30 protein-coding genes and 2 tRNA genes are annotated in these 26,278 nt (G+C 70.3%); 20 read left to right on the top strand and 12 right to left on the bottom strand.

Going from position 1 to position 26,278, the window contains the following annotated elements; genetic code table 11:
* The first annotated feature begins 290 nt into the window (after positions 1–290).
* From F3H10_RS14220 to F3H10_RS14210, 3 genes are all read left to right on the top strand, one after another.
* Entirely contained in the window at positions 291–698 is a 408-nt protein-coding gene (locus F3H10_RS14220; protein WP_343782716.1) for an ArsR/SmtB family transcription factor, read from the top strand.
* Complete coding sequence (locus F3H10_RS14215; RefSeq protein ID WP_149785435.1) at positions 695–1,699, top strand: permease; 1,005 nt, start codon at positions 695–697, stop codon at positions 1,697–1,699. The genes F3H10_RS14220 and F3H10_RS14215 overlap by 4 nt, the downstream gene beginning before the upstream one ends.
* Before the next feature lie 96 nt (positions 1,700–1,795).
* Positions 1,796–2,809 (top strand): aldo/keto reductase, encoded by a 1,014-nt coding sequence (locus F3H10_RS14210; protein ID WP_149785434.1) that lies wholly within the window; start codon positions 1,796–1,798, stop codon positions 2,807–2,809.
* 10 nt (positions 2,810–2,819) lie between these two features.
* Here the strand turns inward: F3H10_RS14210 and hisH are convergent, their stop codons facing one another.
* The 6 genes from hisH to F3H10_RS14180 all read right to left on the bottom strand — a co-directional run bounded on the left by hisH (position 2,820) and on the right by F3H10_RS14180 (position 8,986).
* On the bottom strand, positions 2,820–3,479 hold the full coding sequence (gene hisH, locus F3H10_RS14205; RefSeq protein ID WP_149785433.1) for an imidazole glycerol phosphate synthase subunit HisH: 660 nt from the start codon (positions 3,477–3,479) through the stop codon (positions 2,820–2,822).
* A 115-nt stretch (positions 3,480–3,594) separates the two neighbouring features.
* Complete coding sequence (phnE, locus tag F3H10_RS14200) at positions 3,595–4,563, bottom strand: phosphonate ABC transporter, permease protein PhnE (RefSeq protein ID WP_149785432.1); 969 nt, start codon at positions 4,561–4,563, stop codon at positions 3,595–3,597.
* The gene (gene phnC, locus F3H10_RS14195; RefSeq protein WP_149785431.1) at positions 4,560–5,384 is read right to left on the bottom strand and encodes a phosphonate ABC transporter ATP-binding protein; all 825 of its coding nucleotides are present in this window, start codon (positions 5,382–5,384) and stop codon (positions 4,560–4,562) included. The genes phnE and phnC overlap by 4 nt, the downstream gene beginning before the upstream one ends.
* Positions 5,385–5,406: 22 nt before the next feature.
* Positions 5,407–6,474, bottom strand: coding sequence for a PhnD/SsuA/transferrin family substrate-binding protein (locus tag F3H10_RS14190; protein WP_149785429.1), 1,068 nt, complete (start codon positions 6,472–6,474; stop codon positions 5,407–5,409).
* Between the two features lie 165 nt (positions 6,475–6,639).
* Positions 6,640–7,314, bottom strand: coding sequence for a uracil-DNA glycosylase (locus tag F3H10_RS14185; protein ID WP_223174327.1), 675 nt, complete (start codon positions 7,312–7,314; stop codon positions 6,640–6,642).
* Between the two features lie 79 nt (positions 7,315–7,393).
* The gene (locus tag F3H10_RS14180; protein ID WP_149785428.1) at positions 7,394–8,986 is read right to left on the bottom strand and encodes a glycerate kinase type-2 family protein; all 1,593 of its coding nucleotides are present in this window, start codon (positions 8,984–8,986) and stop codon (positions 7,394–7,396) included.
* A 257-nt stretch (positions 8,987–9,243) separates the two neighbouring features.
* On the opposite strand from F3H10_RS14180, the gene F3H10_RS14175 reads away from it, so the two are divergent.
* Positions 9,244–10,833, top strand: a complete 1,590-nt coding sequence (locus F3H10_RS14175) for a molybdopterin-dependent oxidoreductase (RefSeq protein ID WP_149785426.1) — start codon at positions 9,244–9,246, stop codon at positions 10,831–10,833.
* Here F3H10_RS14175 and F3H10_RS14170 read toward each other — a convergent pair.
* Positions 10,825–11,430: an endonuclease dU gene (locus tag F3H10_RS14170; RefSeq protein ID WP_149785424.1), complete on the bottom strand. Its 606-nt coding sequence runs from the start codon at positions 11,428–11,430 to the stop codon at positions 10,825–10,827. The two genes, F3H10_RS14175 and F3H10_RS14170, sit on opposite strands and share 9 nt — an antisense overlap.
* A 15-nt stretch (positions 11,431–11,445) precedes the next feature.
* A complete protein-coding gene (locus F3H10_RS14165; protein ID WP_142985366.1) occupies positions 11,446–11,628 on the bottom strand; it encodes a DUF5786 family protein in 183 nt (60 codons plus the stop codon).
* Positions 11,629–11,807: 179 nt separating this feature from the next.
* Between F3H10_RS14165 and F3H10_RS14160 the strand changes: the two genes are divergently transcribed.
* The 6 genes from F3H10_RS14160 (at position 11,808) to F3H10_RS14135 (ending at position 17,079) form a co-directional block, all read left to right on the top strand.
* A complete protein-coding gene (locus tag F3H10_RS14160) occupies positions 11,808–12,434 on the top strand; it encodes an MBL fold metallo-hydrolase (protein WP_149785423.1) in 627 nt (208 codons plus the stop codon).
* Between the two features lie 46 nt (positions 12,435–12,480).
* Positions 12,481–13,992, top strand: coding sequence for a stage II sporulation protein M (locus F3H10_RS14155; RefSeq protein WP_149785421.1), 1,512 nt, complete (start codon positions 12,481–12,483; stop codon positions 13,990–13,992).
* A gap of 71 nt (positions 13,993–14,063) precedes the next feature.
* Entirely contained in the window at positions 14,064–14,522 is a 459-nt protein-coding gene (locus tag F3H10_RS14150) for an Hsp20/alpha crystallin family protein (protein WP_149785420.1), read from the top strand.
* Positions 14,523–14,588: 66 nt separating this feature from the next.
* Positions 14,589–15,011 carry an Hsp20/alpha crystallin family protein gene (locus tag F3H10_RS14145; protein ID WP_149785419.1) on the top strand — a complete coding sequence of 141 codons (423 nt, stop codon included), beginning with the start codon at positions 14,589–14,591 and terminating at the stop codon, positions 15,009–15,011.
* A gap of 520 nt (positions 15,012–15,531) precedes the next feature.
* On the top strand, positions 15,532–16,212 hold the full coding sequence (gene pcm, locus F3H10_RS14140; protein WP_149785417.1) for a protein-L-isoaspartate O-methyltransferase: 681 nt from the start codon (positions 15,532–15,534) through the stop codon (positions 16,210–16,212).
* Between the two features lie 54 nt (positions 16,213–16,266).
* Positions 16,267–17,079, top strand: a complete 813-nt coding sequence (locus F3H10_RS14135; protein ID WP_149785416.1) for a protein-L-isoaspartate O-methyltransferase family protein — start codon at positions 16,267–16,269, stop codon at positions 17,077–17,079.
* Positions 17,080–17,097: 18 nt separating this feature from the next.
* Here F3H10_RS14135 and F3H10_RS14130 read toward each other — a convergent pair whose 3' ends face one another.
* The gene (locus F3H10_RS14130; protein ID WP_149785414.1) at positions 17,098–17,580 is read right to left on the bottom strand and encodes a DUF7382 domain-containing protein; all 483 of its coding nucleotides are present in this window, start codon (positions 17,578–17,580) and stop codon (positions 17,098–17,100) included.
* A gap of 162 nt (positions 17,581–17,742) precedes the next feature.
* Between F3H10_RS14130 and F3H10_RS14125 the strand changes: the two genes are divergently transcribed.
* Genes F3H10_RS14125 through F3H10_RS14110 form a run of 4 tightly spaced genes read left to right on the top strand, consistent with a single transcriptional unit; the run spans position 17,743 to position 20,086 of the window.
* Positions 17,743–18,864 carry an ATP-binding protein gene (locus F3H10_RS14125; RefSeq protein ID WP_149785412.1) on the top strand — a complete coding sequence of 374 codons (1,122 nt, stop codon included), beginning with the start codon at positions 17,743–17,745 and terminating at the stop codon, positions 18,862–18,864.
* 40 nt (positions 18,865–18,904) lie between these two features.
* A complete protein-coding gene (locus F3H10_RS14120) occupies positions 18,905–19,252 on the top strand; it encodes a fluoride efflux transporter FluC (RefSeq protein ID WP_149785411.1) in 348 nt (115 codons plus the stop codon).
* Positions 19,253–19,254: 2 nt separating this feature from the next.
* Complete coding sequence (locus tag F3H10_RS14115) at positions 19,255–19,617, top strand: fluoride efflux transporter FluC (protein WP_149785439.1); 363 nt, start codon at positions 19,255–19,257, stop codon at positions 19,615–19,617.
* 22 nt (positions 19,618–19,639) lie between these two features.
* Positions 19,640–20,086 (top strand): hypothetical protein, encoded by a 447-nt coding sequence (locus F3H10_RS14110; protein WP_321167759.1) that lies wholly within the window; start codon positions 19,640–19,642, stop codon positions 20,084–20,086.
* 41 nt (positions 20,087–20,127) lie between these two features.
* Here the strand turns inward: F3H10_RS14110 and cca are convergent, their stop codons facing one another.
* On the bottom strand, positions 20,128–21,492 hold the full coding sequence (gene cca / locus F3H10_RS14105) for a CCA tRNA nucleotidyltransferase (RefSeq protein WP_149785410.1): 1,365 nt from the start codon (positions 21,490–21,492) through the stop codon (positions 20,128–20,130).
* A 123-nt stretch (positions 21,493–21,615) separates the two neighbouring features.
* On the opposite strand from cca, the gene F3H10_RS14100 reads away from it, so the two are divergent.
* The 3 genes from F3H10_RS14100 (at position 21,616) to F3H10_RS14090 (ending at position 22,323) form a co-directional block, all read left to right on the top strand.
* A tRNA-Asn gene (locus F3H10_RS14100) sits at positions 21,616–21,688 on the top strand.
* Between the two features lie 58 nt (positions 21,689–21,746).
* The gene (locus F3H10_RS14095; protein ID WP_149785409.1) at positions 21,747–22,220 is read left to right on the top strand and encodes a group I intron-associated PD-(D/E)XK endonuclease; all 474 of its coding nucleotides are present in this window, start codon (positions 21,747–21,749) and stop codon (positions 22,218–22,220) included.
* A gap of 28 nt (positions 22,221–22,248) precedes the next feature.
* Positions 22,249–22,323 (top strand) — tRNA-Ile (locus tag F3H10_RS14090).
* A gap of 124 nt (positions 22,324–22,447) precedes the next feature.
* On the opposite strand, the gene F3H10_RS14085 is transcribed toward F3H10_RS14090, so the two are convergent.
* Entirely contained in the window at positions 22,448–23,317 is an 870-nt protein-coding gene (locus F3H10_RS14085; RefSeq protein ID WP_149785407.1) for a TIGR01548 family HAD-type hydrolase, read from the bottom strand.
* Between the two features lie 67 nt (positions 23,318–23,384).
* Positions 23,385–23,891: a UPF0146 family protein gene (locus tag F3H10_RS14080; RefSeq protein WP_149785406.1), complete on the bottom strand. Its 507-nt coding sequence runs from the start codon at positions 23,889–23,891 to the stop codon at positions 23,385–23,387.
* Positions 23,892–23,930: 39 nt separating this feature from the next.
* Between F3H10_RS14080 and F3H10_RS14075 the strand changes: the two genes are divergently transcribed.
* From F3H10_RS14075 to ygfZ, 3 genes are all read left to right on the top strand, one after another.
* Positions 23,931–24,452 (top strand): archaemetzincin family Zn-dependent metalloprotease, encoded by a 522-nt coding sequence (locus F3H10_RS14075; RefSeq protein ID WP_149785405.1) that lies wholly within the window; start codon positions 23,931–23,933, stop codon positions 24,450–24,452.
* A 66-nt stretch (positions 24,453–24,518) separates the two neighbouring features.
* Positions 24,519–24,818, top strand: coding sequence for a DUF6432 family protein (locus tag F3H10_RS14070; RefSeq protein ID WP_149785404.1), 300 nt, complete (start codon positions 24,519–24,521; stop codon positions 24,816–24,818).
* Positions 24,819–24,903: 85 nt separating this feature from the next.
* The gene (ygfZ, locus tag F3H10_RS14065; RefSeq protein WP_149785402.1) at positions 24,904–26,055 is read left to right on the top strand and encodes a CAF17-like 4Fe-4S cluster assembly/insertion protein YgfZ; all 1,152 of its coding nucleotides are present in this window, start codon (positions 24,904–24,906) and stop codon (positions 26,053–26,055) included.
* The last annotated feature ends 223 nt before the right edge of the window (positions 26,056–26,278 follow it).

The following is a 26,278-nucleotide window of genomic DNA, read 5'->3' as shown; positions in this document are numbered from 1 at the left end:
GGACCCTCTCGAACCGGAACGACCACAACACTAAAGTCGAATCGAGTTTTCTCAATATGTATGTCGATGCTTGACCGACTGTTCGGCGGCGGTGAGAAGGACAGTGACTGCTGTGACGTTCGTATCGAGGAGATAGACCCGGATACGGACGAGGGGGAAGCGTGAACGACCGAACGAAAAGAAAGAACTCATCGAATATGTCCAATCAGTCCAACGACGAACGCGACGGAACCGGCGACCGAATCGACGACGGAACCGGCGACCGAATCGACGACGGAACCGGCGACCGAATCGACGACGGAACCGGCGACCGAATCGACGACGGAACCGGATCGACGACCGCGACGCTCGGGCGGCTCGAGGAGGGAAGCGAGAGGGCCTGCTGTGAGGGGTCGGCCATCGACGATCGCCGACCCGACCCGGAGGCGGTCGCGAACGAGGAGGCTGTGTTCAAGGCGCTCGCGAACGAGAAGCGGCTCGCGGTCGTCCACGCGCTCCGCGACGGCGAGCTCTGCGCCTGCGACCTGGAGGCCGTCCTCGACGCGCCGCAGTCGACGGTGGCGACCCACCTCCGGAAGCTCCGCGACGCGGGGATCGTCCGGACGCGGAAGGACGGGAAGTGGACCCACTACCGGATCGCCGACACGGCGAGCCTCCAACTGATCGACCTGGCCGCGGCGCTGGGAGGTGAATCGTGATCCCGCCCGGCACCGAGGCGGCGCTCGCCGACTCCTGGGAGTACTTCCTCCACCTCGCGGTCGTCCTCACGCCGCTCTTTTTGGGGGCCTCCTTCCTGGTCGGACTCGCCCAGGAGTACCTGCCGCCCGAGCGCGTCGAGGAACTGCTCCGCTCGCGGGACCACGGCAGCGGGAACGTCCTCGCGGCGGGGTTGGGGGCGGTGACGCCCTTCTGTTCGTGTTCGACCGTGCCCGTCCTCGCGGGGCTGTTGAGCGCGGGCGCGCCGATCGGGATGTCCTTCTCGTTCCTGCTCGCCTCACCCATCGTCAACTGGATCGCGGTCGTGTTGCTCTTCGGGCTCTTCGGTCCCGCGGTGACGGCCGCGTACGTCGTCGCGGCGCTCGCGTGTGCGATCGTCGGCGGGCTGGTCGTCGGCGCGCTCGATCTCGACCGCTACGTCAAGGACGTCCGGATCACCGCCGGCGGCCGTGAGGTGGCGACCGACGGGGGGATGACCGGAGGAGGAACCCCCGCCGACGGCGCGGCCGCGACGGGCGGCTGTTGCGGCTGCGAGGCGGCTTCCGGTTCGCGAACCCACGCGGAGCGGGTCTCGGCGGCCGGCCGCGGCGCGCTCGGCTTCTTCCGCGACACGCTCCCGTACCTCCTCCTGGGGATCACCATCGGCGCGCTGATCCACGGCGCGGTCCCCGCTGAGACCCTCCAGCGGGTGGCGGGCCCGGGCAACCCGCTCGCGACGCCGCTCGCGGCGCTCGCCGGCGCGCCGATCTACGTGAGCCTGAGCGGCATGCTCCCGATCGCCCACTCGCTGACGGAGGCGGGCATCCCGATCGGGACCGTGATCGCGTTCGTCATCGGCGGCGCGGGGATCAGCATCCCGAACCTGATCCTGTTGAACAAGCTGTTCGAGCGCCGGCTGTTGGTCATCTACGCGACCACGGTCGTTACGATCGGCGTGGTCGTCGGCGTGAGCTTCAACACGGTGCTGTCGGGATTGCTGTAGCACTCCACCGAAACCGCCACGCTACCGACCCGCCACGACACCGATCCCCATCCGCTTTCTCGATCCTTTTGCCGCGACGGCCCGAAAGGATCGTCGATGACGACCACGTTCGACGACGTCGACCTCGAGTTCGTGAAACTCGACGGCACCGGCCTACACACCAGCGAGCTCCAGTTCGGCACCTGGCGGTTCGGCAAGGAGAACGAGGCGGGCGAGACGGAGATCGGCGAGGAGCGCGCCCACGAGCTCCTCGACGCGTACGCCGACGCCGGCGGGCGCTACGTCGACACCGCCGACGTGTACGGCGGCGGCACCTGCGAGGAGTGGATCGGCGACTGGCTCGACGGACGCGACCGCGAGCGCTACACGATCGCCTCGAAGATCTACTGGCAGATCCGTGACGACGACCCCAACAGCCGCGGGACGAACCGCAAGAACCTCCGACACCGGCTCGACGCACTGCTCGACCGGCTCGGCACCGACTACGTCGACGTGCTCTACGTCCACCGCTGGGACGACGAGACCGACGCCCGGGACACGATGAAGACGCTGAACGGGTTCGTCGAGTCCGGGAAGGTCCACTACCTCGGCGCGTCGACGCACCGACCCAACGCCTGGAAGGTCGCCCGCGCGAACGAGATCGCCCGCGCCGAGGGATGGGAGCCGTTCACCGTGCTCCAGCCGCGGTACAACCTCGTCGACCGCGAGGTCGAGGGGGACTACCTCGAGTTCGCCCGAAAGCAGGGGCTTGGGGTCTGCCCGTGGAGCCCGCTCGGACAGGGCTTCCTGACCGGCAAGTACGACCGCGAGGAGGACCTCCCCGAGGACTCGAAGGTGGCGTCCTCGAGCGGGTTCCGGGAGGCCTACCTCACCGAGGAGAACTTCGACGTTCACGACGAGCTCGACCGGGTGGCGGAGGAGGTCGACGCCTCGCCGGCACAGGTCGCGCTCGCGTGGCTGATCCACCGCGACGGCGTCACCGCCCCGATCGTCGGCGCGCGCACCGTCGACCAGCTCGAGGAGAACCTGGCGGCCGCGACGATCGACCTCTCCGACGAGCAGGTCGACCGGCTCACGGACGCGAAGGCGAGCCCCTACGAGGGGCTCTAGGAGTACGACCCTACCGCTCCGCGCAGTACTCGACGAAGTTCCGCAGGATCCGGAGCCCCGTCTCCCCGCTCTTCTCGGGGTGGAACTGCGTGCCGAAGACGTTGCCCGCCTCGTTGGCGACGACCGCCGGGAAGTCGATGCCGTAGTCGGCGGTGGCGACGACGGCGTCGGGGTCGTCCGGCTCGGCGTAGTAGGAGTGGACGAAGTAGGCGTACTCCCCGTGGACCCCCTCGACTATCGGGTGCTCGCGTTCGACCGACAGCTCGTTCCAGCCCATGTGGGGGACCTTGCGGTCCACGTCGAACCGGACGTTGGTTCCGGGGACCAGATCGAGGCCGGTCACCTCGCCTTCGCCCTCGTGGTCCGCCTCCTCGCTCGAGGTGAGGAGCATCTGCATTCCGAGACAGATCCCGAAGAGCGGCCGGCCGGCCGCGGCGTGATCCGTCAGCGCCTCCCGCAGCGGCCCGGCGTTCTCCATCCCCTCGCGGAACGCGCCGACGCCCGGCAGGACGACGCCGTCGGCCGCCGCGAACGCCTCGGGGTCGTCCGTGATCTCCACCGACGCGCCCGCGCGCTCGAGTCCGCGGGTGGCGGAGCGTAAGTTCCCCAGTCCGTAGTCGACGAGGACGACGTCCGCCAGCGTCTCCGCGGGCGGTTCGAAGGTGCTCATAGGTCCCCTCGGAGAGGGAGAGAAAAATCGGTTTCCCTTGGGGCAGGCGTCCGCCGCCGTCACCCGAGCGGCCGCCACCGAAGGGGCCGAGCCCGAAGCTGCCGAGCCCGACCGGTCACTTCAGCGCGGCCTCGGCCATCCGCTGGGGGAATCCCATGAGCAGCGCCACGATCCCCTGGGCCTCGTCGCCCTCGCGGAGCGCGGAGCGGATCCGCTGGGAGAAGATCTCCACGGAGATGATCAACACGAGGATGACGAGGATCGTCGCCATCATGTTGGTGAACGCGAACAGTCCCTGCTGGACGGAGAGCACGTTCCCGAGCCCGCCGCCGCCGATGATCCCGAGGGAGACGGCGATCCGGACGTTGATCTCGAAGATGTACAGCGTCCACGCGATGAAGGGCGTGGTCACCTGCGAGAGCATCCCGAAGGTGATCGTCTGCGGCTTGTTCGCGCCGGTCGTCTCCATCGCCTCGATCGGGCCGTCCTCGATCTCCTCGAGCTCGTCGGTGAAGAGCCGACCGAGGTTCCCGACCGTGTCGGTCGCGATGGCGAGCGTCGCGGTGACCGGCCCGATCCCGCCGAGCGGGATGTAGATGAGCCCCCACACGAGCGCCGGGATCGCGCGGATCGAGGACATGATCCCGCGGAAGACGAAGTTGAACGGGAACGGCGTCACGCGGCCGGAACCCAAGATCCCGAACAGCAGCGCGAGCGGGAACCCCATCACCGTCCCGGCGAATCCCATCGCGAGCGTGATGCCGGCCTCGCCGAGAAGCGGCGTGTCGCCGCCGATTCCACCCCAGATCAGGTTTCGCTCCTGGATGAACGCCCAGTAGTCGAGAAAGCCGCTCGGGTCGATGAAGGGGAACGAGGGCGCGAGGAACGGGAAGAAGTCGCGTAAGGCGTTGAGGAAGTTCGGGACGTAATCCGGGATGTTCGCCGCGAAGAACCCGACGGAGATCAGCGCGTAGTAGAACACGCCGACGAGCGCGGCGATCCCGACGACGAAGACGAGCACTCGAACGCGCCGCGCGAGGACGATCTCCTCGTAGCGGTCGCGGACGCGGTCGTCGTAGCTCATCTCGTCACCCCGCTCGAGGAGCCGCCCGACGCCGCGGTCGCCGCGTCCGCGCCGTCGCCCGTGCCCGCGTCCGCCTCGCCTTCGGGGGCGAACATGCCGTCCGTGTCGATGTCGCCGTAGATCTCGTCTATCACGTCCATGTCGAACTCGTCGCGGTAGCCGTCGAACACCTTCTTTCCGTCCCGCAGCCCGATGAACCGCTCGCCGAACTTCCGCGCGAGGTTCACCTGATGGAGGCTGATGACCGCCGAGAGGCCGCGTTCACGGGCGGCCGTGCGGAGGTATCCCATCACCTGCTGGGAGGAACCGGGGTCGAGGCTCGCGACCGGCTCGTCGGCGAGCAGGATCGTCGGATCCTGAACCAGCGCCCGGGCGATCCCGACGCGCTGTTGTTGCCCGCCGGACATCCGCTGTGCGCTCTGTTGGGCCTGATCCAGGAGTCCGACCGTATCGAGCGCGTCCAACGCCTGGAGCTTGTCCTCCTCGCCCTGTCGCTGGAGAAGCGAGTCGAGGAACGTGTTCCTGTTGAGCGACCCGGTGAGCGCGTTGGAGTACGCGCTCATCTGGCCGATGATGTTGTGCTGTTGGAAGATCATCGCGACGTCGTCACGGGGACTGGTGACCGGCGTCTCGTCGATCCGTATCTCGCCCTCCGTCGGCGTTTCGAGGGCGTTCATACACCTGAGCAGGGTGGACTTCCCCGACCCGGAGACGCCGAGAACGATGACGAACTCACCTTGCGGGATCTCGAAGGAGACGTCGTCGAGCGCGACCGTCTCGCCGAACCGCTTCGTGAGTCCGTCGACTGTGATGCGACTCATGAGGAGTAAATGGAGAGGATCGTTACGCGAGATCCTGGAACTCGAGTCCCAACTCGTCGAGGACGGTTCGGATCATCTCGTAGTCCTCGATGGTTCCGTCCTGGACGCCGGTGAACCAGAGCGGCTCGCCGTCGTAGTCCTCGCCGTGGCTGAGGTCGTCCTCGGAGACGTTCAGGATGGCCTCCTCGATCTCCCCTTTCACGGAGTCGTCCCAGTTGGACCGCGTCACGAGCGGGGCACGCGGGATCGGATCGGAGACCGCGAGCAGCTGGAGCTCGGTCCCGGACGACTCGATCTCGTCGCCCGCGCCCTCGTACTCCGCGGAGATGTCGACGAAGTCCTGTGACATCTCCTCGAACTGTTCCTGCGGGACGTACGGCGCGGAGGAGAACGCGCCGGTCGTCGCCGCCATCACGTCGTCCCGCTGGACCATCTGTTCGCGCGCGGTCGTGTGGTCGGAGTACTCCGCGTCGAAGTCCTCCGCGTCGCCGTCGGGCGCGTTCCCGATGTCGAGGCCCGCGTCCTGTAAGACCGTGAGCGGGACGAGCGTCCCCGACACCGAGAGGATGTCGCCCATGTAGATCAGTTCGCCCTCGAGGTCGGTCAGCGACTCGATGCCGCTGTCGGGCGTCGTCGTGGTCGTCGAGAAGTACTGGGCCGCGCCGTAGGCGATCCGGATGCCGACGATGTCCAGGATGTCCTCGCCCGCGATGACTGCCGACGGCGAGATGTCGGCGATCTCGCCCTGGTCGTTGCGCATCGCCTGGAGGGTCGCGGTGTAGCTCTCCGCGCGGTCCGGTTGGATCTCGACGTCGACCTCGGACTCGAGGTACTCGAACATCGGCTGGTACTGCTGTTCGATCTCGACGTCGGCCTCCGCCGGGTTCAGGATGAACTGCGCCGTGGGCGTGGAGTCGGTGTCCCCCGCCGTTCCCCCGTCGGAACTCGATCCGTCACCGGAGCCGTCGTCGCCGGAACCGTCGTCTCCGGATCCGCCGCCGCCGGTACATCCAGCGAGGCCGACGACTCCGCCCGCCCCCGCCGTTTTGACAAACGTCCGCCGGTTCGCCGACCACCTGTTGTCGGACATACACCGGGGAATCAAACTGGCGGGACTAATCGTTTTCTATGTTCACTAGGGAGACATCCCCTGAAAACGGTACTCTCGCCCCGCACGTCCGGGGATAGACCGGATCACACGGACGGACCGGACCACACGGACGGACCGGATCGATCGGACCGATCGGGTTCCTCCTCAGAACTCGCCGAGCCGCGACTGTCCTCCCGAGCCGCCGTCTCCGTCCGCAGCGACCCCGCTCAGTTCGCCCGCTCGGGCGATCGTCTCGAGGAAGCCGTCGCGCTGGCTCCGGTCGTACAGGGTCGCCGCGGGGTGGACCGACAGCAGGACCCGCCGTGACTCGCCCCCGATCCGGGCGTCGACGACGTCTCCCGACTCGGCGGTGATCCGAACCGACCGGTCGAGGAGGTGTTCGCTCGGGACCTTGCCCAGCGTCACGATCAGTTCCGGGTCGAGCCCGGCGATCTCCGCCTCGAGGTGGCCGCGACAGTTCGCGAGTTCCTCCGTCGTCGGGTCGCGGTTCTCCGGGGGGCGACACCGCACGCAGTTCGTGATCCGCACGTCGGCCCGCGCGAGCCCCGCGTCCCGCAGCGCCTCGTCGAGGACGTCGCCCGACCGGCCCACGAACGGCTCGCCCTCCTCGTCCTCGTTCGCGCCGGGACCCTCGCCGACGAACAGGAGGTCCGCGTCCGTCGGGCCGACGCCCTCGACGATCCGGCTGCGCGACTCGACCAGCGCCGGGCACCGCTCACACGACCCCACGCGCAGGTCCGAATCGAGCGCGCCGTCTCCGGGGCCGTCCCCGACTGCGTCGCCTCTGCCCGCGTCGAGCCCGTCTCCGTCATCGCTCATGTCACCGACTGCGGAGGCCGGCGGCATAAGTCCGAACGATCGACGAAGCGCGGTCGGTGACGACCGAACGAGTCCGCGGTCACTCCGCCGTCTCCGCACCCTCCGCCGTTCCCACACTCTCCACCGCGTCCGTACTCTCCGCCGTCCCCGCGCCCTCCGCCGTCTCCGTGGCCTTCGTCGTTCTCGTACTCTCCGCCATCCCCGCGGCCTTCGCCCTCTCCGCGTCCTCCGTGACGACGACCGCCCGGAGGTCGTTCACGTTCGTCCCCGTCGGGCCGGTCCGGAGGAGCGCGTCCGCCTCGTCCAACAGCGGAGCCACGTCGTGCCGCTCGAGCGCGTCACGCGCGGCCGGAGCCGAGAGCGTCCGGGCGTCAACGACCCCGCCCGCGGCGTCGCTCGCCCCGTCGATCCCGTCGGTGTCGACGCTCGCGACCACCACGCCCTCCCGGTCGAGTTCGATCCCCGCGCTCGCGACGAACTCGGCGTTCGGGCCGCCGCTTCCGCGATCACCCGTCCCGTCCGCGAGGGTCACGGTGGTCTCCCCGCCCGTGAGCAACACCACGGGCGGCGGTGACGGCAGCCCCTCCGCGGCGCACGACTCGGCGAGCGCGACGTGGTTCCGAGCGGCCTCCCGCGCCTCGCCGACCACATCGTCCGCGACGACGGCCGCGCCGTACCCCCGATCCGCCGCGGCGGTCGCGGCCGCGTCGAGCGCGGTCCGTCCGTTCCCGACGACGAACGTCCGGGCGCGCTCGAACGCCGGATCGTCGGGTCCCGGCGTCTCGGGACGCTCGCCGGCGGCCCCCGCTCGAAGGTGATCACGGACCGCCGCGGGGAGGTCGAGCCCGTATCGGTCGACGACCTCGAGCGCGTCGCCGTACGTCGAGGGGTCCGGGACCGTCGGGCCGCTGCCGATCACGGCGGGGTCGTCGCCCACCACGTCGCTCACCGCGAGGGTGGCGACCGTCGCGGGGGCCGCGGCCCGGGCGAGTCGGCCGCCCTTGACCGCCGAGCAGCGCTTCCTGACGGCGTTGATCTCGTCGATCGATGCGCCGCAGGCGAGCAGGGCGTCGGTGAGACCGCGCAGGTCCGCGACCGTGATCGGGTCGGCCGGGACGGCGAGGAGCGCGCTCGCGCCGCCCGTGACGACCGCGAGGACGAGGTCGTCGGGGCCGGCGGACCCCGCGGCGTCGACGACGCGACGCGCGTGCTCGACGCCGCGCTCGCTCGGGATCGGGTGGTCGCCGGGGAGGATCTCGAACGGGCGGTCCGTTCCCGCCGCCGGTCCCTCCGATCCAGTCACGTCCTCCGACCCGTTCGCGCCCTCCGACTCATCCGATCCCTCCGACTCATCCGATCCCTTCGGCTCGTCAGTGACCACCACCCCGCCGGCGAGCCGGTCTCCGAGGCGGTCGGCGAGCGCGGCTCCCACCCCGTCTGCCGCCTTGCCCGCCCCGACGAGCCGGACCTCGTCGTACGCCTCGAGGTCGTACTCGCCCGTCGTCCCGTCGACCGCCTCGATCCGGAGGGTCCCGTCCGCCACCGAGACCGCGTCGGCGACGACGTTCGCCGGGAGCGCCGCCTCGATCCCCGCGGCGAGACAGTCGAGCGCGACGCCGTGTGCCGGGGTGCGGACGATCCGCCCGCGGTCGCGGAAGGTGATGCCGCTCATGGCCGGGTGGTGGACGGCGACGGACAAATAGCCGCGCCATCGACCCGGTACGTTATGTGCTAACAGCCGAATGGAGAGTAGATGCGGAACCCTCGATCCACACCAGTCCGATCGACGCACACCGAACCGTGTCGAACCGAGCCACGCCGAACCGAATCGCGTCGAACCGAATCGCGTCGAACCGAATCGCGTCGAACCGAACCACGTCGAACCGCCGCGAGCGACGCGGGCGGCCCGATCCGCGGGTGATACTCACCATGAAACCGGACGCGTCCGAGGACGGGACGGTCGATCGCGGGGCGGCCGACCGCGAGACGGTCGTCCGCCGGGCGCTTGGAGGGGCGGTCGTCGGCGCGGCGTGGATCGCCGGGCTGTTCGCGGCCGCGCCGCTCGTCGGCGGGTTCGGGCTCGAGGCCGTCGCCGAGGGGATCATCGCCCGCTCGCCCGGCTGGCTGTCGACGCTGGCGATCGATCTGCTCGGGTTCGCCGCGACGCCCGCGCTCGTGGCCGCCGTGATCGCCGGCGTCATCGGCGCGGCCGCGGCCGCCGGCGTCCTCGTCACCAGAGTGGCCGAGGGGGAGGAGACGCGGTCGATCGCGGAGGCCCTTCGAGCGAGGACCGGCACCGCGATCGCGACGGTCGGCGTCGTCGCGACCGTACCGCTGTTTTACGCCGTCGGCGCGGAGCTCTCCCTCGCGTTCGTCGTCGCCGTCGCCGTCGCCGTCGCGCCGCCCGCGCTCGTCGCCCGCCGGCTCCCGGGCGTCGAGCGGCTTCGGGGCCGTCGAGGGTTCCTCCGGCGCGTCGGGGGGCTCGCGGTCGCCGGGAGCGTCCCGCTCGCGGGGCTCCGCGTCCTGTTCGGTCGGCTGGGCGGTCCCGAGCCGAGCGAACGGGTCGCCGAACCGCTCGAGCGGTCGGTCTCGCCGCCGAGTGGGAACTCCGCGTTCGACTTCGGCGGGATGCCGGCGGCGGTCACGTCGCCGGCGGACCACTACGTCGTCGACGTCAACGTGAACCCGCCGGTGGTCGACCTCGAGGCGTGGAGCCTCGACGTCGACGGCGCGGTCGCGGAGCCGTACTCGCTCGCGTACGACGACCTGGTGGGCCACGAGGAGAGCGTGGAGCAGACGACGACCATGGTGTGTATCTCCAACGAGGTCGGCGGCGACCTGATCGGGACGGCCCACTGGACGGGGGTCCAACTGTCCGACCTCGTCGCGGCGGCGGGGCCGGCCGAGGGCGCGGTCGACGTGGTCACGCACGCCGCCGACGGCTACAGCGAGGCGATCCCGATGGAGATCGTCGAACGCGACGACGTACTGATCGCCTACGGGATGGGCGACCGGACGCTGGAGACCGAACACGGGTTCCCGGCGCGGCTGCTCGTCCCCGGTCGGTACGGCATGAAGATGACGAAGTGGATAGAGCGGATCGAGGTCTCGGGCGCGGACCACGAGGCCTACTGGGAGGAGCGCGGCTGGGACGAGGAGGCGGTCGCCAACACGATGTCGTACGTGCGGGCCGGCGTCCGCGAGGGCGACCGCGTCGTCGTCGGCGGGGTCGCCTTCGGCGGGTTGGAGACGGGCCTCGAGGAGCTGGCGGGCGTCGAGGTCAGCGTCGACGGCGGGGAGACGTGGAACGAAGGGGAACTGGAACCGCAGGTCGCCCCGCACGCGTGGCGGCGCTGGCGGTACGCGTTCGACGCGCCCGACCGGACGGAGTTCGACGTCGTCGTCCGCGCGGTCCGGCGCGACGGGACGGTCCAGACCGAGGAGCGGACGGGGCCGCGTCCGGGCGGGTCGACCGGCTGGCACCGAATGACCGTCGAGGTCGAACCGAACTCAGGATAGCGAGGCGTCCGGGACCGCCTCCCGGTGGGCGCTCGCCGCGATCGACGCGACCCGGAGCGGTTCGGGCCGGCGGAACCCCTCGCGGACGAGCGATCGAACGATCGCGGCGGCGCGGTCGTCCTCGAGACCGACCGCGCGGACGAAGAGGGGATCCGCCGGGTCGGAGTCGTGACCCGCCGAGTCAGCGTCGGCGACATCCACCCGCCGACGGGGCGGAAGCGACCGATAGACGGCCAGCCGCTCGGCGAGGTCGTCGCCGTCGAACGCCTCGCGAAGCGCGGGCTCGAGCCCGGGACTCGCCTCGTAGCTCACCGCGGAGACGGGACGGTCGAGCGCCTCGCGGAGTCGGCGCATGTCGAGGAGGTTGAACCACGCGGGCGCGACGCCGGCGACACAGACGTGTCGGACGTCCTCGCGACCCAGGTCGGCGACGAGGTCGATGACCGCGTCGGTGGCGTCGGTGCCGCCGACGGTACACGCCCCGTAGGCCAAGCCGTCGAGGGCGTCGTCGGACCTGAGGACCGCGCCGGCGACCCGGCTCAGGCGGTTCCCGTCCGAGAAGGCGAGGCCGAGCGTTCGGCTCGGTAGGTCACTCACGACGCCGTGAACTCCTCACGTCTCCTCGGATTTGATCTCCTTGAGCCGATCGAGCAGTTCGTCGTTCGACGCGCCGGGCTCGTACTCGACGGACCCGTCGTGGGTCTCCTGGGCGGCTCGGACGCCGTCGTCGTCGTCGAAGTCCGCATCCAGGTCCTGATTCTCCTGTTCGGATTCGTCGTAGCTTCCGAAGCCCATGTGTACGTAAACGTAATGGACCGTAGCGTATAAATCCCGTGGCGGATCAATGTTCAGTTTCGTTCTCCGCCACCAGCACGCGGGTACGTCGGCGTCATCACTCGATTCGGCTACCCCCGCCGGCACGGACGCGCCGACGTCGCACACGTTTTTGTCCGACGGGACGGATCCCCGTGTACATGGAGCCGATCACCGTCACCGCCGACGCGGAGGAGTTCACCTGCAACGCGTATCTGGTCCCCGGGGAGGCGACCACTCTCGTCGACGCCGGGACGATGCCGGGCGTCACGGACGTCATCGCCGAGCACGTCGACGAACTGGACCGGGTCGTCCTCACCCATCAGCACCACGACCACGTGGGCGAGCTCGACGCGGTCCTCGACCGGTTCGAGCCCCGACTGCTGGCGGCCGCCGACCACCCGCGCCGGGACGTGGCGATCCGCGACGGCGACGAGGTGCTCGTCGGGAGCGAGCCGTGTACGGTCGTGGAGACGCCCGGCCACGCCGACGACCACGTCTCGCTCGTGGGCGAGGAGCGCGTCTACACCGGGGACGTCGTCGTCTACAACGACGGCGCGTTCGACGACGGCTCGTTCGGCCGGACCGACATGGTCGGCCAGTCGCGCGAGCGCCTGATCGAGAGCCTCCATACCCTCCTCGACCGCCTGCCCGACACGGTCGAGGCGATGTACCCGGGCCACGGCGACGCCTACCGGGCGGCGGACGGGCCGGACACCGTCCGGGAGGTGATAGAGCGCGCGACCGGTCGGGCCGAGCGCCGCGAGCCGAAGTACCCCGAGGAGTGAGAGGACGGCATACGCTCTTAAGTGTCACACGGCCGAACCGGGTGGTATGGACCTGTCGACGGCCGTCACGGCCACCGTTTCGACCCTCCGACGGCGACCGGCGGACCTGCTCCCGTTCTACTTCCTCGGGACGGCCGTTCCCGTGATCGCCCGCACCGTCCTCCTCCTCGCGCTCGCGGGCGCGTACCTCCACGCCGAGCTCACCGGAAGACTCGATGCCGTCGGCGACGCGCTCGCGGGGACCGACCTGACGCCGCCCGACGTGGAGAACCCGGAGGCGGTACAGCGCTGGGCCGAGGGACTCGCGCCCGCCCTCGAGCCGCTCGTCTCGCCGACGGCGGTGGCGCTCGTCGTCGTCGGGAGCGCCGCGGCCGTCCTCGTCTCCGTCCTCGCGTACGCGGCGGTCTCGGCCGGACAGATGAGCGCCGTGTTCGCTCGGTTGCGGGGTGAGCGGGGGCTGACCGCGGGGATCGCCGGCGTCCGCAGTCGGTGGCTCACGTTCCTCGGCCTCTACGTCGCGGAGTTCCTGTTGTGGCTGGGCGTGGCCCTGCTCGCGGGCGTCGCCGTGGGCGTCGCGTCGCTCGCGGGCGGGCCGCTGGTCGGCGCGCTCGTCGCGCTCGTCGCGCTCGTCGTGGCCGGGGTCGCGTTGGTCCTCGTGCGGATCGTCTTCGCGTTCGCCCCCGCGGCGATCGTCGTCGACGACGCGGGCGTGTTCGACGCGGTCGAAGGGGCTGGCGGGTTCGTCCGGTCGAACCCGGTCGACGCCGCCGCGTACCTCGTCGTCGCCGTCGGCGTCGTGGTCGCGATCTCCTCGGCCGCGTCCGCGCTGGCGTTCCTCGGCGGCGGCGCGGTCGTCGCGCTCGCCAGCGCGGTCGTCGCCGCGCCGGCGCTGGACCTCCTGAAGACCGTCCTCTACGGCGACCACCGTGGCGCGGTCGACCCCGTCGATCCGCCGGAAGCGGGCGTCCGCGCGCAGTTCACCGGCGGGGTCCGTCGCGGCGTGGCCGAGGTCCTCGCGTTCGCCCGCCGAACGCCCGTCACGCACCTCCTCGTCGCCGCCGTCGGCGTCGCGAGCGGCGTCGCCGGCTGGACGCTGGCCGAGCCGTTCGTCGGGACCGTCCCGACCTCGATCGAGGCGCGGCTCGCCGGGCATCTGGCGCCGGCCGCGGCCGTCGAGTTCTTCGGGAACAACTGGACGGTGACGATCGCCACGGCGTTCGGGGGGACCGCGCTCGTCCTCCCCGCACTCTCGTCGATCGCGTTCAACGGCCTCGCGCTCGGCGCGGTCGCCGCGCTGGAGAAGAACCTCCCCGCGCTCGTCGCGTTCGTGGTCCCGCACGGGATCCTCGAGATCCCCGCGATCGTCGTCTCGGGCGCGCTCGGGGTCCGGCTGGGCGTCGTCGCCTGGCGGGCGTTCCGCGGCCGGCTGAGCCGCGTCGGGTTCGCCGACGCGGTCGAGAACGCGTTCTGGGTGACCGTCGGCATCGGCGTCGTCCTCGCGGTCGCCGCCCTCATCGAGGGCTTCTTCAGCCCGTACTACTGGCGGCCGTTCCTCTAGGGACGGACGGGGAGCGCGACGGACTCGACCGTCCACACGTTCAAGTCGATCCGGGTCGAATCCTGACCCGTATGACACGACGCGATCCCCTCCGAGACATCGAGGAACTGTTCGAGCGCATGGACCGCGAACTCGAGAAGCTCGGCACGGGCCTCGACGCACCGAGCGATTCGAGCGTCGCCGTCGACGTGATCGAGGACGACGAGGCGGTGACCGTGCTCGCCGATCTGCCGGGCTTCGACGGGGACGAGATCAGCGTGGAGCTCAGGGACGAGACGCTCACCGTCGGGGCGACGCCGAGCGGCGAGGGCGGCGAGGGCGATATCGACGTCGACGCTGATGCGGACGCGGACGACGTGCGATACCACCGTCGCGAGCGGCGTCGCGGTGCCGCCTCCCGTCGGGTTCCGATCCCCGTCGCCGTCGAGCCGGACGCGGCGAGCGCCGAGTACGACGCGGGCGTGCTGACGGTCACGCTGCCGAAGCGGTCCGCCGCCGACGAGGACGGCCACCGGATCGACGTGAACTGAGCCGCCGGTTAGCACCGGTCAAGCGCCGTTTAATACCTCGGAGAGCCTCCAGAGTGGTGATCAGAGATGAACGGATCGAACCCCTTCGAGGAGATAGAGCAGTTCTTCGGACGAAGCCCCTTCGGTGAGAGGTGGACGGGCGGCCGCGACCTCCGTACCGCGGACGTCGACGTGGCGGAGTACGACGACGAGGTCGTCGTGATGGCGGACCTGCCCGGATACGACCGCGAGGACATCGACGTTCGCGTCGACGAGGGCCGGCTCACGATCCGCGCCGAGCGCGACACGGAACGCGAGAGCGGAGACGGGGAGACGGAACACCGATACCTCCGCCGCGAGCGGCGTCACGAGTCGGTGACCCGGGCGATCGACCTCCCGGCCGGCGTTGAGCCGGAGGGCGCGACGGCGACGTACCGGAACGGCGTCCTCACCGTCACCCTGCCCAGCAGGCGGGACGACGAGGAAGGACACCGGATCGACATCGAGTGAATAGGTTCGAATAGTCCGAGCAACGACCGATTCATGCGGTGGCGCGCCTCCGAGCGCCCAACGGGCGCGAGGAGCCCGCGAGGGACGCCGCGACCGAAGGGAGCGGCGAGGCTGGGGAGGCGTGAGGTGCGGTGCTGTGCGTTGCGGGTGGGACTCAAAGGGGCAGCCACGAGGGCGACGGCGGCCGACGCAAGGACCGCAACGAAAGAGCGCAAGCGACTGAGTGAGGACCACAGCGAGGCCCCCGAGTCCTCGTGGCTGGGGCTTTGGAGGTGTTCTCCGCAGTCGTCTGTTTCACTTCATACAGCCGAGCGGCTGTGGCTTTGAACGTGTTCACCGCGCCAGCAACGATCCCGTGTCGATCAACCCGAACTCCCGCGAAATACCCGTCTTAGTAGCATGCTCGACGTAACGGATCATGTCCTCGTCGAATAGCAAATGGGTCCGGTCCGAAACGGTCCGATCGAACCCCCCTCCTCGCGTCGATAGGTTCTCCACGATAGAGATGATAAGACGTGGCATGGACGACGCCGATCGCGCCGCGGAGCGCCGACGGCTCGTCGAACACCTCCGGCGGCGAACCGACGCGAGCGAGCGGACGCTGTCGGCGATCGCCGCCGTCCCCCGTCACGAGTTCGTTCCGGAGGGGAACCGAGCACACGCGTACGACGACCGGCCGCTGCCGATCGGCCACGGACAGACGATAAGCGCGCCGCACATGGTGGCGGTCATGGTCGACCTCATCGAGGTCTCCTCGGGGAACCGGGTGTTCGAGGTCGGTACGGGCTGTGGCTACCACGCGGCCGTCGTCGCCGAGGTCGTCGGGCCCGGGAACGTCTACAGCGTCGAGTACGTCCCGAAGCTCGCCGACGCCGCCCGCGACCGCCTGGACCGGCTGGGATACGACGTGACCGTTCGGTCCGGGGACGGACGGACCGCGTTCGCGGAGCGTGAGCCGTTCGACGCCGCCTACCTCACCTGTGCCGCCCCGGGCGGCGTTCCCGAGGAGATCGTCGATCGAACGCGGCCCGGCGGCCACGTCGTCGCGCCCGTGGAGTCCGGCGGCGACACGGGCGGGCTTCTCGGCAGTATCGGCGGCCGATCCGGCGCGAGCCAACGGCTCGTCCGACTGACCGTCCGCGACGGCGGCGGCGTCGACCGCGAGGACCACGGCGCGGTGCGGTTCGTGCCGATGAAGTGATCCGCCGTCCGCGCGGAGCGTGCGGTTTTAGACCACGGACCGCCGAGAGCGGACATGGACGAATCGGCGCTCCGGACCGACATGATCGAGGGGCTCGAACACCAGCTCGGCGAGCCCCTGGGCGCGTCGGTGCTATCGGCGCTCCAGACGGTCCCCCGGGAGGCGTTCGTGGACGACGCGCCGTACGCGAACGACGCGAGCGAGGAGGCCGGAACGCGGGCGCTCGCGCCGGCGACCGTCGCGCGGATGCTCACGGCGTTGGACGCCGAGGAGGGGGACGATGTCCTCGTCGTCGGGGCGGGGATCGGCTACACGAGCGCCGCGCTCGCCGAGATCGTCGGCGCGCGTCACGTTCACGCGATCGACATCGACCGACGCGCCGTTCACCTCGCCCGGTCGAACCTCGCGGACGCCGGCTACGGTGCCGTCCTCGTCGACCGCCGCGACGGCGCGAGGGGACTTCCGGAGTACGCCCCGTACGACAGGGTCCTCGTCGAGGCGGCGGTCGTGACGCCGCCACGGGCGCTCCGCGACCAACTCGACGACGACGGACGGGTCGTCTACCCGCGCGGAGCGGGCGACCAGACGATCGTCGCCGTCGAGCCGGTCGACGAGGATCCAGTCGATCGCGACGACGAAGGACCGGCCCGGAACGGCCGATCGACATCCGACGATCCCGCACCCGACGGCTTCCGAACCGTCGAGGAGGCGGGTCCCGCACGGCTCCGACCGATGCTCGTCGACGGCGAACAGGCCGGCGTCGAGCGGAACCGGACGCGCCGCGAGGACGCCGAGTTCGCCGAGCAGGGATACTTCGCGAGAACCGGTTGGGAGCAGGAGTGGATCGACTGGGACGAGCGGATCTGAGCCTCGTCGCTTCCGATCCTACTCCGCGACGACGAGCACCTCGGTGTTGCCGCGTTCGTCGACGAAGTCGCTTCCAGCGGGCGGTTTGACGTCGATCGAGAGCGTCCCGTCGAGCTGGTTCGATCCCAGCTTCGGCGACACGTCGACGCTGGCGATCCCGTCCGGACCGGACTTCGCGGTGGCGAGGCCGTCCAGTCGCGCCGAGCCGCCGCGAACGATCACCGTCGCGTCCGAGACGCGGTTGCCGTCGGGGTCGACGACCGCGACGTCGAGCGTCTGTGACCCCGGCGTCGTCACCTCCGGCTGCGGCTGTGCGTCGACCTCGGTCGACGAGAGCCCGTCGATGTCGCCGATCATCCCCATCATCACGCTGAGACTCGCGACGCCGACGACGAGAGCGATCACCAGCCTGACGGGCAGTCCCTCGATCGCGCGGCGGTCATCGAGAAACGATCCGGTCCGAGTCCCCGGCTTCGACGTGTCCGACTTCGAGTCGAGCATACGACCGGTGGCCGCGGATTAGTATATAAACAGTCGGACGAGTGGGAACGAGATGGGATGGGGTGGGATCGGATGGGATCGGATGGAACAGGACGGGCACACCCCGTCGACGGTTCTCGGTGCCGCGCGACGCCTTTTAACGGATACCGCATGATCCCGCGCATGAACGTTCTCGGACGAGACCACGTCGCGGACGGAGCGGATAACCGATCGCCGGCGACCGTCCCTCTCGGCACCTTTCTGGCACGGGACGGCAGCGACGGGGCGGTCGTCGGGATCGACGCGGACACCCCACACGCGGCGGTGATATTCGGAAAGCGCGGCACCGGGAAGTCGTACACGCTCGGCGTCATCGCGGAGGGGCTCGCGGACGTGCCGGGAGTGGCTCCGGTGGTGGTCGACCCGATGGGCGTCTTCGGCGGGCTGGCCGAGACCGGCGGGCGGATGCTCGACCCCGTCGTCCGGCCGGCCGCGATCCCGGCCGCGGTCTGGCCGGACCTCCTCGGTCTCGACCCCACGGGCGGCCCCGGGAGCCTGTTGTGGCGGATCGTCGCCGACGCGGTCGAGGCGGCCGGAAGCGACGGCGACGCCTCCCCGTCGATCGAGTCGCTCCGGTGGGCCGTCTCCGAGGCCGACGCCCCCGACCGAACGCGTCGAGCGGTTCGGAACCACCTCCGGTTGGCCGAGTCGTGGGGCGTCTTCGACGCGGCGGCTCCGCCGGTCACCTCCCTCGTCGCGAGCGGCGACCCGACGGTGCTCGACCTGTCCGGGGTTCCCGAGGCCGCCGCCGGAGCGGTCGTGCGAGCGGTCGCTCGCGGCCTGTACGACGCGCGGGTGACCGGGACCGTCGACCGGCTTCCCTGGCTGCTCGTCGACGAGGCGCACGCCTTCTTCGACGGCGTCGCCGATCCGGCGCTGCGGACGCTCCTGACTCGGGGACGCGCGCCGGGAGTGTCGCTCGTCTGTGCGACCCAGCGTCCGAGCGCGCTGCCGGGCGTCGCCGTCTCGCAGTCGGATCTGCTCGTGGCACACCGGCTCACGGCCGGTCCCGACGTCGACGCGCTGGCGACGGCGGAGGCGACGTACCTCGCCGGCGACCTCGCGGCCCGCCTGCCGACCGGCACCGGCGAGGCGCTCGTCGTCGACGACGCGAGCGAGACGGCCCACGCAGTCCGTGTGCGGGAACGTCGGACGCCACACGGCGGCGGGGACCCCCGCGCCGGCGACACGGAAGCGGCACGAGCGGAGCGAGCGACGCGAACCGAACGGAACCCCGGCCGGTGAGCACCGCAACGCACAACACGGTCCGCCCGGAGAGACGGCCATGGAACGGACGGTCGCGGGAGTCGGCTTCGTCGCGCTCGGCGGGTTCGTCGGCGCGCTCGCGCGGTACGGCGTCGACGTCGCCGCCGGCGACGTGACCGGACTCGGTACGCTCGTCGTGAACGTCGTCGGGTCGTTCGCCCTCGGATTCCTCGTCACGCGGGCGGTCGGTCCGCGGACGCGACTCCTCGTCGGGACCGGTATGATCTCCTCGTTCACGACGTACAGCACGTTCGCGACCGACGCGGTCGCGCTCGGCACGGTCGGCGGGACGGCCTACGTCGCCGCCAGCTACGGGCTCGGGTTCGCGGCCGCGCTGTCCGGGCTCGCCGCCGGGAGGCGGCTGTGACGGTGACGGGCCCGCTCGTCGGGGCGCTCGCGGTCGGCCTCGGCGGCGCGGCGGGCGCGACGTGTCGACATCTGGTCGGCCTCGCCGTTTCCGGCCGCCGATCGCTCGTCGCCGTCAACACCCTCGGGAGCCTCGCGCTCGGGGGCCTCCTCGCCGCACCGGTCGACTCCGTGGTCGCGCTGGCGCTCGGCGTCGGGTTCTGTGGCGCGTTCACGACGTTCTCGTCGTTCGCGGTCGAGACGGTCACGACCGCCGAGAGCGGCGATCGGAACGTCGCCGTCGGGTTCGCCCTCGGCGTCCTGCTCGCGGCGATCGGCGCGGTCCTCATCGGATCGACGCTCGTGCTCGCGCTCACGCGGACGTGAAACGAGGGGTGGACACGATCCGATGGACGGCGCCCGTTCGGCGGCCACGGCGTCCGAACGGAGCGACAGCTACAGGGGGAACGGGCCCGTACGGCGCAGCGTGAACGACGACGCCGACGCATCGACGGGGTCTCGTGAGAACGGCGGATCCGGCGTCACCGACTCGACCGACCCGGCCGACTCGACCGATCCAGCTGACCCGGTCGATCCGCCCGAGACGGACCCTCCGAGCGACGTCGCCGACGTCGACTTCGCGGACCTGTCGCTGCCACAGCGGCTGTTCGTCGCGGCGGTCCAGAACCCGACCCGGGGAGTCGTGATCGCGGTGCTGTTCGCGATCGGATTCTCGTTCTACGTCGCGCTCTGGATGGTGTTCCCCCGGGTCGGCGCGTTGTTCTCGGCGGTCGGCGTCGTCGTCGTCCTCGTCCTGCTCGGGATCTACTACCTGCTGGACCGCGTTTTCGATTGATTCGGTCCCGTTCCCATCGACGATCCGGTTCCGCCCTCGACTCACGGGTGCGGCTCGTAGAACTCCCGGAGGCCCCTCCCGAACCGGTCGGCGAGCGTCGCCACGGCGTCGCCGACGAGCACGTCCCGGTCCGCGAACGGCGGCTCGATCTGCGCGCCGAGCGCGATGTCGCCGGCGGCGTCGCTCTCGAGGTACTCGCGGACCGTCGTGAACTCCCGCTCGCGCTCGACGACGTACCGGTCCCCGTCGATGAACGGCCCGTACGTGTCGGGGTCGACGTCGTCGGCGTACGACTCGTAGAAGCGGTCGGCGTGTTTCCGCACGGCGACCGGCGGTCCCTCGTGGCGCTCGACCGCCGGCCGGGTCGCCGTCTCGACCTCGACGTACAGGGCCGCCCGCTCCCCGTCGTCGTCGACCATCGCCCGGGCGCGAAGCGGGTCGAACCCGCGGTCGTTCAGCCCCCGGACGGTTCCGTCGAGCGACCGTCGAAGCTGGGGCCACAGCTGGTCGTCGACGAGGTCCGGAGCGTCGAAGACGACGGCCACCGGCGTCGTCTCGCGTCTGTCGAGGTGGTCACGGACCGCTCCCGAGTCGAACGGCTCGGACGTCAGGGGTTCGAACAGCTCCTCGCGAGGGTTCGCGAGGAGGTCCCGGGCGTAGTGTTGGAACCGCGCGAGGTTCTCCGCCGACAGCACCGCCGCGACGTTCCGCGTCGGGTCCGTCGGGTCGACGACGACGAGCGGGTCCTCGAACGTCCGTTCGGCGTGCCCTTCGGGGTCGAACTCGACGGGCGGGTGCCAGCTCCGGGCGGACTCGACGAGCGGGCGGAACCCGCCGAGCTCGGCGACGAGCAGCTCGGTGAGGTAGCCGGAGAACCCCTCGGTCCGGAGGTCGCTGCCGTACGCGCCGATCCCCTTGAGGAACGCCTTCGCGAGGACCACGTCGCCGGCGAGGTCGTCGTCGAGGCGCTCCGTGAGGTACGCGTCGTGGAAGGGGGTCCGGTCGACGGCGGAGATCAGATCGCCCGCCTCCGCGACGTCGTGACAGGGAACCAAGTCGACGTCGAAGCCGTCGTGAACGCCCTTCACGTAGGGGTGTTCGGCGTACTCCTCGTGGCCGTCCGGCAGGACCGCGTGGCCCACTGCGAGCCCGTACTCCTCGAGCTCCTCGCGGTCGAGGTCGGCCGGGAACCGCACGAAGAGGTCGATGTCGCGGTCGCCGGAGACCCACGTCCCGCGCGCGGTCGAGCCCACCTGGACCACGTCCGCCTCGACCGGAAGGTCGGCGATCGCCGCCCGGGTGCGCTCCGTCAGGTCGGCGGCCGTCGCCCGCAGGCGCTCGCGTTCGTCCGGATCCGGGAGAACGCGCTCGCGGACGCGCGACAGCACCGCGTCGAGGTCGGCCATACGCGGGCTTCTCGCGGTCCGGCCGAAAGCGTGTCGGTCATGGGGAGGGGATCGACGAGGTTCCCGGCCCGTGTCGGGCGGAAACGAAAGCCCTATCAAAACCACACGAGTACCTGAAATCGAGCCGAAGTAGCTCAGTTGGTAGAGCGCCTCGCTGTTAACGAGGCGGTCCCAGGTTCGAGTCCTGGCTTCGGCGCTTCCTCCTGCGCTCCGATCGCGACACGCGTTTTGTACGATGACGACCGAAGCGTCGTATGTCGCGTTACGAGCAGTACGACCGACTCGGAGCGCCGCAGAAGCGTGGACAGGCCACGGAGGCGATCGTCAGAGCGGAGCTGGTGAGCCGCGGGGTATCGGTTCTCGTGCCCGAATACGACAACGAACCGTACGACCTCGCGATCGAGATCGACGGCACGTTCTACCGTATTCAGGCGAAGACGGCGTTCGAGGCGACCACGGACGGAGCAGTGCGGTTTCGGACCCGGAGCGTCCGGACGAAGGGTTCCGGATACGAACGGGAGGGATACGAGGGGAAGATCGACATCTTCGCGGTTTACGCGCCGACCCGTGAGGAGGTCTACCTGATCCCGATCGAGGACGTCGGTGAGACCCAGATGACGATCCGATACGCACCGGCCCGAAACGGGAACACGAAGCGTGTCAACTGGTACGAGGACTACCTTCTCGATGCGGTCCTTCCCTCGCTCGGTTGGAACCCGGTAGGCTAAAGGGCGAACAAGAGTTATCCGTCGATCAGGGCCTTTAGCTTAGTCCGGTTAAAGCGACTCGCTCATAACGAGTTGATCGCCGGTTCGAATCCGGCAAGGCCCATTTCTCGCGGCGAGCAACTCGCGAGCCGCGGGTACGGAGGGCGGATTCGAAGCAGGGAGAGAAGCGAGCGAGAGCGAGCGGAACGACTGGGGTTCGAATCCGGCAAGGCCCATCTCTCACGACCCTATTCCAAGAGGTCTACCAATCCGTTCACGTCGTCGAGAACGGCGTCGGTCCCCGCCTCGCTGAACGCTCGCGTCCCGTCCTCGCCGGTCAGCCCGCCGGTCAGGACGCCGATAGCGTAGTAGACGCGCGAGTCGTCCTCCCGGTCCGCGTTTCGGGCGGTCCGTACGTCATCGAGGGTGTCGCCGGCGAACGCGACCCGCTCGGCGTCGAACCGCTCGGCCAGTTCGACGAGCGCGCGCGGGTGCGGTTTCCCCTCCTCCCAGTCGTCCATGGTGAACCGGTGGCGGACGGGGACGTCGAGGCCGACGCGCTCCAGGGCGATCTCGGCCTCCGCGGCGGGCCGCCCCGTCAACACGCCCACGTCGAAGCGGTCGGTCAGGTCCGCGATCGTCGCCGGATCGACGAGCGTGGGCTCGTCGTGGATGTATCCCGTCGTCGACACCGGCGGCTCCCCGCCCTCGAGGTCGCGGTACAGCTCCTCGCCGAGATACAGCGCCTGGAACACGGCGTGGAGGCGGTCGGTGTCCCACTGGTCGCGGACCCGCGCCTGCGCGACGTTGGGGAGGTCGGAGACGACGCGTTTCGCCGCCTCGAGGCCGCCCCCCTCCTCGTCCGCCGCGATCCGGTCGGTGAACGCCTCGACGTCCATCCGCAGTCCCTCGCGGCGGGCCAACACGAACAGCGCGGCCGCGTACGTCAGCTCCCAGTCGTTGTTGAATCCGCCGGCGTCCTTGAACGACTGGATCGCCTCGCGGTCGATCGTCTTGCCGCAGACGCGGTCGATCGACTCGATGATCGCCCGGCGGTAGGAGTCCGCGACGTCGACCAACACCCCGTCGATATCGAGCACGACAGCGTCGACCTCCATACTCGTACGCCGGCAGGGGGAGAAATGAACGTTCGGGTTCCCGCGGTTCGGTCCACGGAAGCGGGTCCTACCCGCGGCACGGGGACGGGTCCGCGGCCGAGCGCGCGACGTACAGCGTCGTTCGCGGGAGCGACCGGCGTTCCACGGGAACGACCGGCTCCTCGAACCCGAGCGTGGTGAACAGGCAGGCGGCGTCGAGCCGGCCCGCCAACTCGACGGTTGGGCGTTGAAGCTCCGCCGGGAGCCGGCGGGCGTACACCGCGTCGACCCCGGCGGCGGAGTCGATCCCGACGGACGTGTCGGTTTCGGCGGACGCGTCGATCTCGGAGGTGGGATCGGACGCTTCCGCGAGCGCGACCACGTCGCCGTGGCGGACGCGGAGCGAGCCGTCGGGCCTCCCGGTCGTACCGTCACCGTCGGCCCCTTCGTCGACCGCGACGTCGATCGCGATCACGTCGCGGCCGCGGTCGGCGAGGTCCCTGGCGACGCCGAGGCGGTCGCCGCTGCCGACCTCCAGGAGTCGGTCGAATCGGTCGAGTTCGTCCACGAGCGCACGACGGGAGGTGGATACCACGGCGGGGGGTTTATGCCCGCGGCGGTCAAAAGCCGTTCCATGCTCGTGGACATCGTGCCCGTCGGGGAGGTTTCCCCGCGAGTGAAGCGGGAGGCCTCCGCCGTGCTGCGGTCGGTGTACGATTGTGACGTGACGGTCCACGACGACCAGGCGGTCCCGGAGACCGCCTACGACGACGGACGGGGGCAGTACCGCGCGGAGGACCTCATCGAGGTCGTGGGCCGCGTCGGCGGCGGCGAGAAGAACATCGGGATCACCCCGCGAGACCTCTATTACCGGCGACGGAACTACGTGTTCGGACTAGCGTATCTCAACGGTAGCGGCTCCGTCATCTCCACTCACCGGCTCCGGACCTCCTCCGACGGCGGCGTCTCGACGAAGCCCGCCATCGACGTGTTCGCCGACCGCGTCCGCAAGGAGGTCGTCCACGAGATCGGCCACACCCTCGGGTTGGAACACTGTGACAACAGCAAGTGCGTGATGTCCTTCTCGCCCACGGTCCGCGAGGTCGACGTGAAAGAGGAGAACCTCTGTGGGACCTGCTCGCGGCTCGTCCGGTGACCGTCTCCCGGTCGACGATGGTCGCCCGCCGGTAGAGGTAAACCCCGGCCGGTCCATGATCCGGACATGGCCGCAAAGTCGGAGTATCGCGATCGGCCGGACGTCCAAGTCGCGCTGCTCGACGCGCTGGTCGACCGCGGCGACGAGGGAATGACGGTCTTAGAACTCCGGGCGGCCGTCGACGCCGACATCGACGCGGTCGAGGACGCCCTCTCGGCGCTGAAGTCGGACTCGCTCATCACCGTCGAGAGCGGCGAGCGCGTCCGCGTCTACCCGCACGACCGTGTCGTCCCGGACCCCGATCCCGGCGAGTCGGAGCCGACCGGCGGACTCGTCGAGACCATTCGGAAACGGCTCGGCCTGTAAGCCGGAGACCGACGTCCGCGAACCGGTCGCAGAACCGTCACCCGCGAACCGCGACCTTTTGACCGTGCCGCGACTGGAGGGAGCCATGACGCTCGTCTCCGACGCCCACGCCGATCACGGCGCGATCTACCGCGACCGCGGGGGCAGACAGGTCGTCGACCACTACGGCAAGCCCGCCCGCGTCGGGAAGGCCGTCAGGAACGTCGTCGGCGCGATAGAGATGGGATACGGCGTGCTCTCGGTCACGGGCGACGACCGGGTGGAGTTCGTCGACAACGCCGTCAGCAACCGCGTTCCGGCCGAGGACGGCCGCGGCGTCTACGCGCTGCTGTGTGACCCGCAGGGCGGGATCGAGACGGACATGTACGTCTACAACGCGGACGAGCGGCTGCTCGTCTTCGTCCCCCCCGAGCGCGCCGACCCCGTCCTCGAGGACTGGTCGGGAAAGGTCTTCATCCAGGACGTCGAGATCGAGGACGTCTCGGAGGACTTCGGCGTGTTCGGCGTTCACGGCCCCAAATCGACGGAGAAGGTCGCCTCGGTGCTCGGCGGACCGGGCGCTCCCGAGGAGCCGCTGACGTTCGTCCGCGGCTCGATGGTCGACGCCGGCGTCACCGTGATCGCGAGCGACGCGCCGCTCGGCGAGGAGGGCTACGAGGTGGTGTGTGCGGCCGCGGACGCCCCCGAGGTGTTCGACACGCTCGTCAACCGCGGGCTCAACGCCGCCCCGTTCGGCTACCGGACGTGGGACGCGCTCAGTCTGGAGGCGGGCACGCCCCTTTTCGAACACGAACTCGAGGGGACGATCCCGAACGTCCTCGGGATCCGGAACGCCCTCGACTTCGAGAAGGGATGTTACGTCGGCCAGGAGGTCGTTTCCCGCGTCGAGAACCAGGGCCGACCCAGCCGGCGACTGGTCGGGCTCGCCCTCGACGGCCTCGTCGACGACCTCGCGGCCGTCGACGGCGACGCGGACCCCGACGGCGTCACGGAGCGCCTCCCCGACCCCGGCGCGGCCGTCTTCGAGGGCGACGCGGCGGTCGGCGAGGTGACCCGCGCGGCCGTCGGCCCCGCCCTCGAGGAACCCATCGCCTTCGCGCTCGTCGACTTCGAGGCGGCCGCGGAGTCGGTCACCGTACGCGTCGGCGGCGCGGAGACGAACGCGACCCGGACCGACCTCCCGTTCGTCGAGGGGAGCGCCCGCTCCGGGAGACTGCCGACCTACCCGAGCGACTGAGCGGAAACAAGACGCGGTGGCGCGCGCCTCCGAGCGCCCGAAGGGTGCGAGGAGTCCGCGCGAGGGAGTCGACCGGCCGGAGCGGAGCGAAGGTCGGTCGACGAGGCTGGGGAGGCGCGAGGTGCGGGGCTGTGCGGGGCTGTCGGGTGGGACTCAAAGGGGCAGGTGCGAGGACGAAGCACGGCGAAGTAAGCACCGCAGCGAAGGAGCGATAGCGACTGAG

This window comes from Halorubrum aquaticum (genome assembly GCF_900113615.1).
Taxonomy (GTDB): Archaea; Halobacteriota; Halobacteria; order Halobacteriales; family Haloferacaceae; genus Halorubrum; species Halorubrum aquaticum.
This window is presented reverse-complemented; position numbering and strand designations above follow the sequence as displayed.

Coding starts and splice junctions, on each gene's coding strand:
- F3H10_RS14210 (WP_149785434.1), top strand. CDS start 1,796: ATGACGACCACGTTCGACGACGTCGACCTCGAGTTCGTGAAACTCGAC.
- hisH (WP_149785433.1), bottom strand. CDS start 3,479: ATGAGCACCTTCGAACCGCCCGCGGAGACGCTGGCGGACGTCGTCCTC.
- phnE (WP_149785432.1), bottom strand. CDS start 4,563: ATGAGCTACGACGACCGCGTCCGCGACCGCTACGAGGAGATCGTCCTC.
- phnC (WP_149785431.1), bottom strand. CDS start 5,384: ATGAGTCGCATCACAGTCGACGGACTCACGAAGCGGTTCGGCGAGACG.
- F3H10_RS14190 (WP_149785429.1), bottom strand. CDS start 6,474: ATGTCCGACAACAGGTGGTCGGCGAACCGGCGGACGTTTGTCAAAACG.
- F3H10_RS14185 (WP_223174327.1), bottom strand. CDS start 7,314: ATGAGCGATGACGGAGACGGGCTCGACGCGGGCAGAGGCGACGCAGTC.
- F3H10_RS14180 (WP_149785428.1), bottom strand. CDS start 8,986: ATGAGCGGCATCACCTTCCGCGACCGCGGGCGGATCGTCCGCACCCCG.
- F3H10_RS14175 (WP_149785426.1), top strand. CDS start 9,244: ATGAAACCGGACGCGTCCGAGGACGGGACGGTCGATCGCGGGGCGGCC.
- F3H10_RS14165 (WP_142985366.1), bottom strand. CDS start 11,628: ATGGGCTTCGGAAGCTACGACGAATCCGAACAGGAGAATCAGGACCTG.
- F3H10_RS14160 (WP_149785423.1), top strand. CDS start 11,808: ATGGAGCCGATCACCGTCACCGCCGACGCGGAGGAGTTCACCTGCAAC.
- F3H10_RS14155 (WP_149785421.1), top strand. CDS start 12,481: ATGGACCTGTCGACGGCCGTCACGGCCACCGTTTCGACCCTCCGACGG.
- F3H10_RS14150 (WP_149785420.1), top strand. CDS start 14,064: ATGACACGACGCGATCCCCTCCGAGACATCGAGGAACTGTTCGAGCGC.
- F3H10_RS14145 (WP_149785419.1), top strand. CDS start 14,589: ATGAACGGATCGAACCCCTTCGAGGAGATAGAGCAGTTCTTCGGACGA.
- pcm (WP_149785417.1), top strand. CDS start 15,532: ATGGACGACGCCGATCGCGCCGCGGAGCGCCGACGGCTCGTCGAACAC.
- F3H10_RS14135 (WP_149785416.1), top strand. CDS start 16,267: ATGGACGAATCGGCGCTCCGGACCGACATGATCGAGGGGCTCGAACAC.
- F3H10_RS14130 (WP_149785414.1), bottom strand. CDS start 17,580: ATGCTCGACTCGAAGTCGGACACGTCGAAGCCGGGGACTCGGACCGGA.
- F3H10_RS14125 (WP_149785412.1), top strand. CDS start 17,743: ATGAACGTTCTCGGACGAGACCACGTCGCGGACGGAGCGGATAACCGA.
- F3H10_RS14120 (WP_149785411.1), top strand. CDS start 18,905: ATGGAACGGACGGTCGCGGGAGTCGGCTTCGTCGCGCTCGGCGGGTTC.
- F3H10_RS14110 (WP_321167759.1), top strand. CDS start 19,640: ATGGACGGCGCCCGTTCGGCGGCCACGGCGTCCGAACGGAGCGACAGC.
- cca (WP_149785410.1), bottom strand. CDS start 21,492: ATGGCCGACCTCGACGCGGTGCTGTCGCGCGTCCGCGAGCGCGTTCTC.
- F3H10_RS14095 (WP_149785409.1), top strand. CDS start 21,747: ATGTCGCGTTACGAGCAGTACGACCGACTCGGAGCGCCGCAGAAGCGT.
- F3H10_RS14085 (WP_149785407.1), bottom strand. CDS start 23,317: ATGGAGGTCGACGCTGTCGTGCTCGATATCGACGGGGTGTTGGTCGAC.
- F3H10_RS14075 (WP_149785405.1), top strand. CDS start 23,931: ATGCTCGTGGACATCGTGCCCGTCGGGGAGGTTTCCCCGCGAGTGAAG.
- F3H10_RS14070 (WP_149785404.1), top strand. CDS start 24,519: ATGGCCGCAAAGTCGGAGTATCGCGATCGGCCGGACGTCCAAGTCGCG.
- ygfZ (WP_149785402.1), top strand. CDS start 24,904: ATGACGCTCGTCTCCGACGCCCACGCCGATCACGGCGCGATCTACCGC.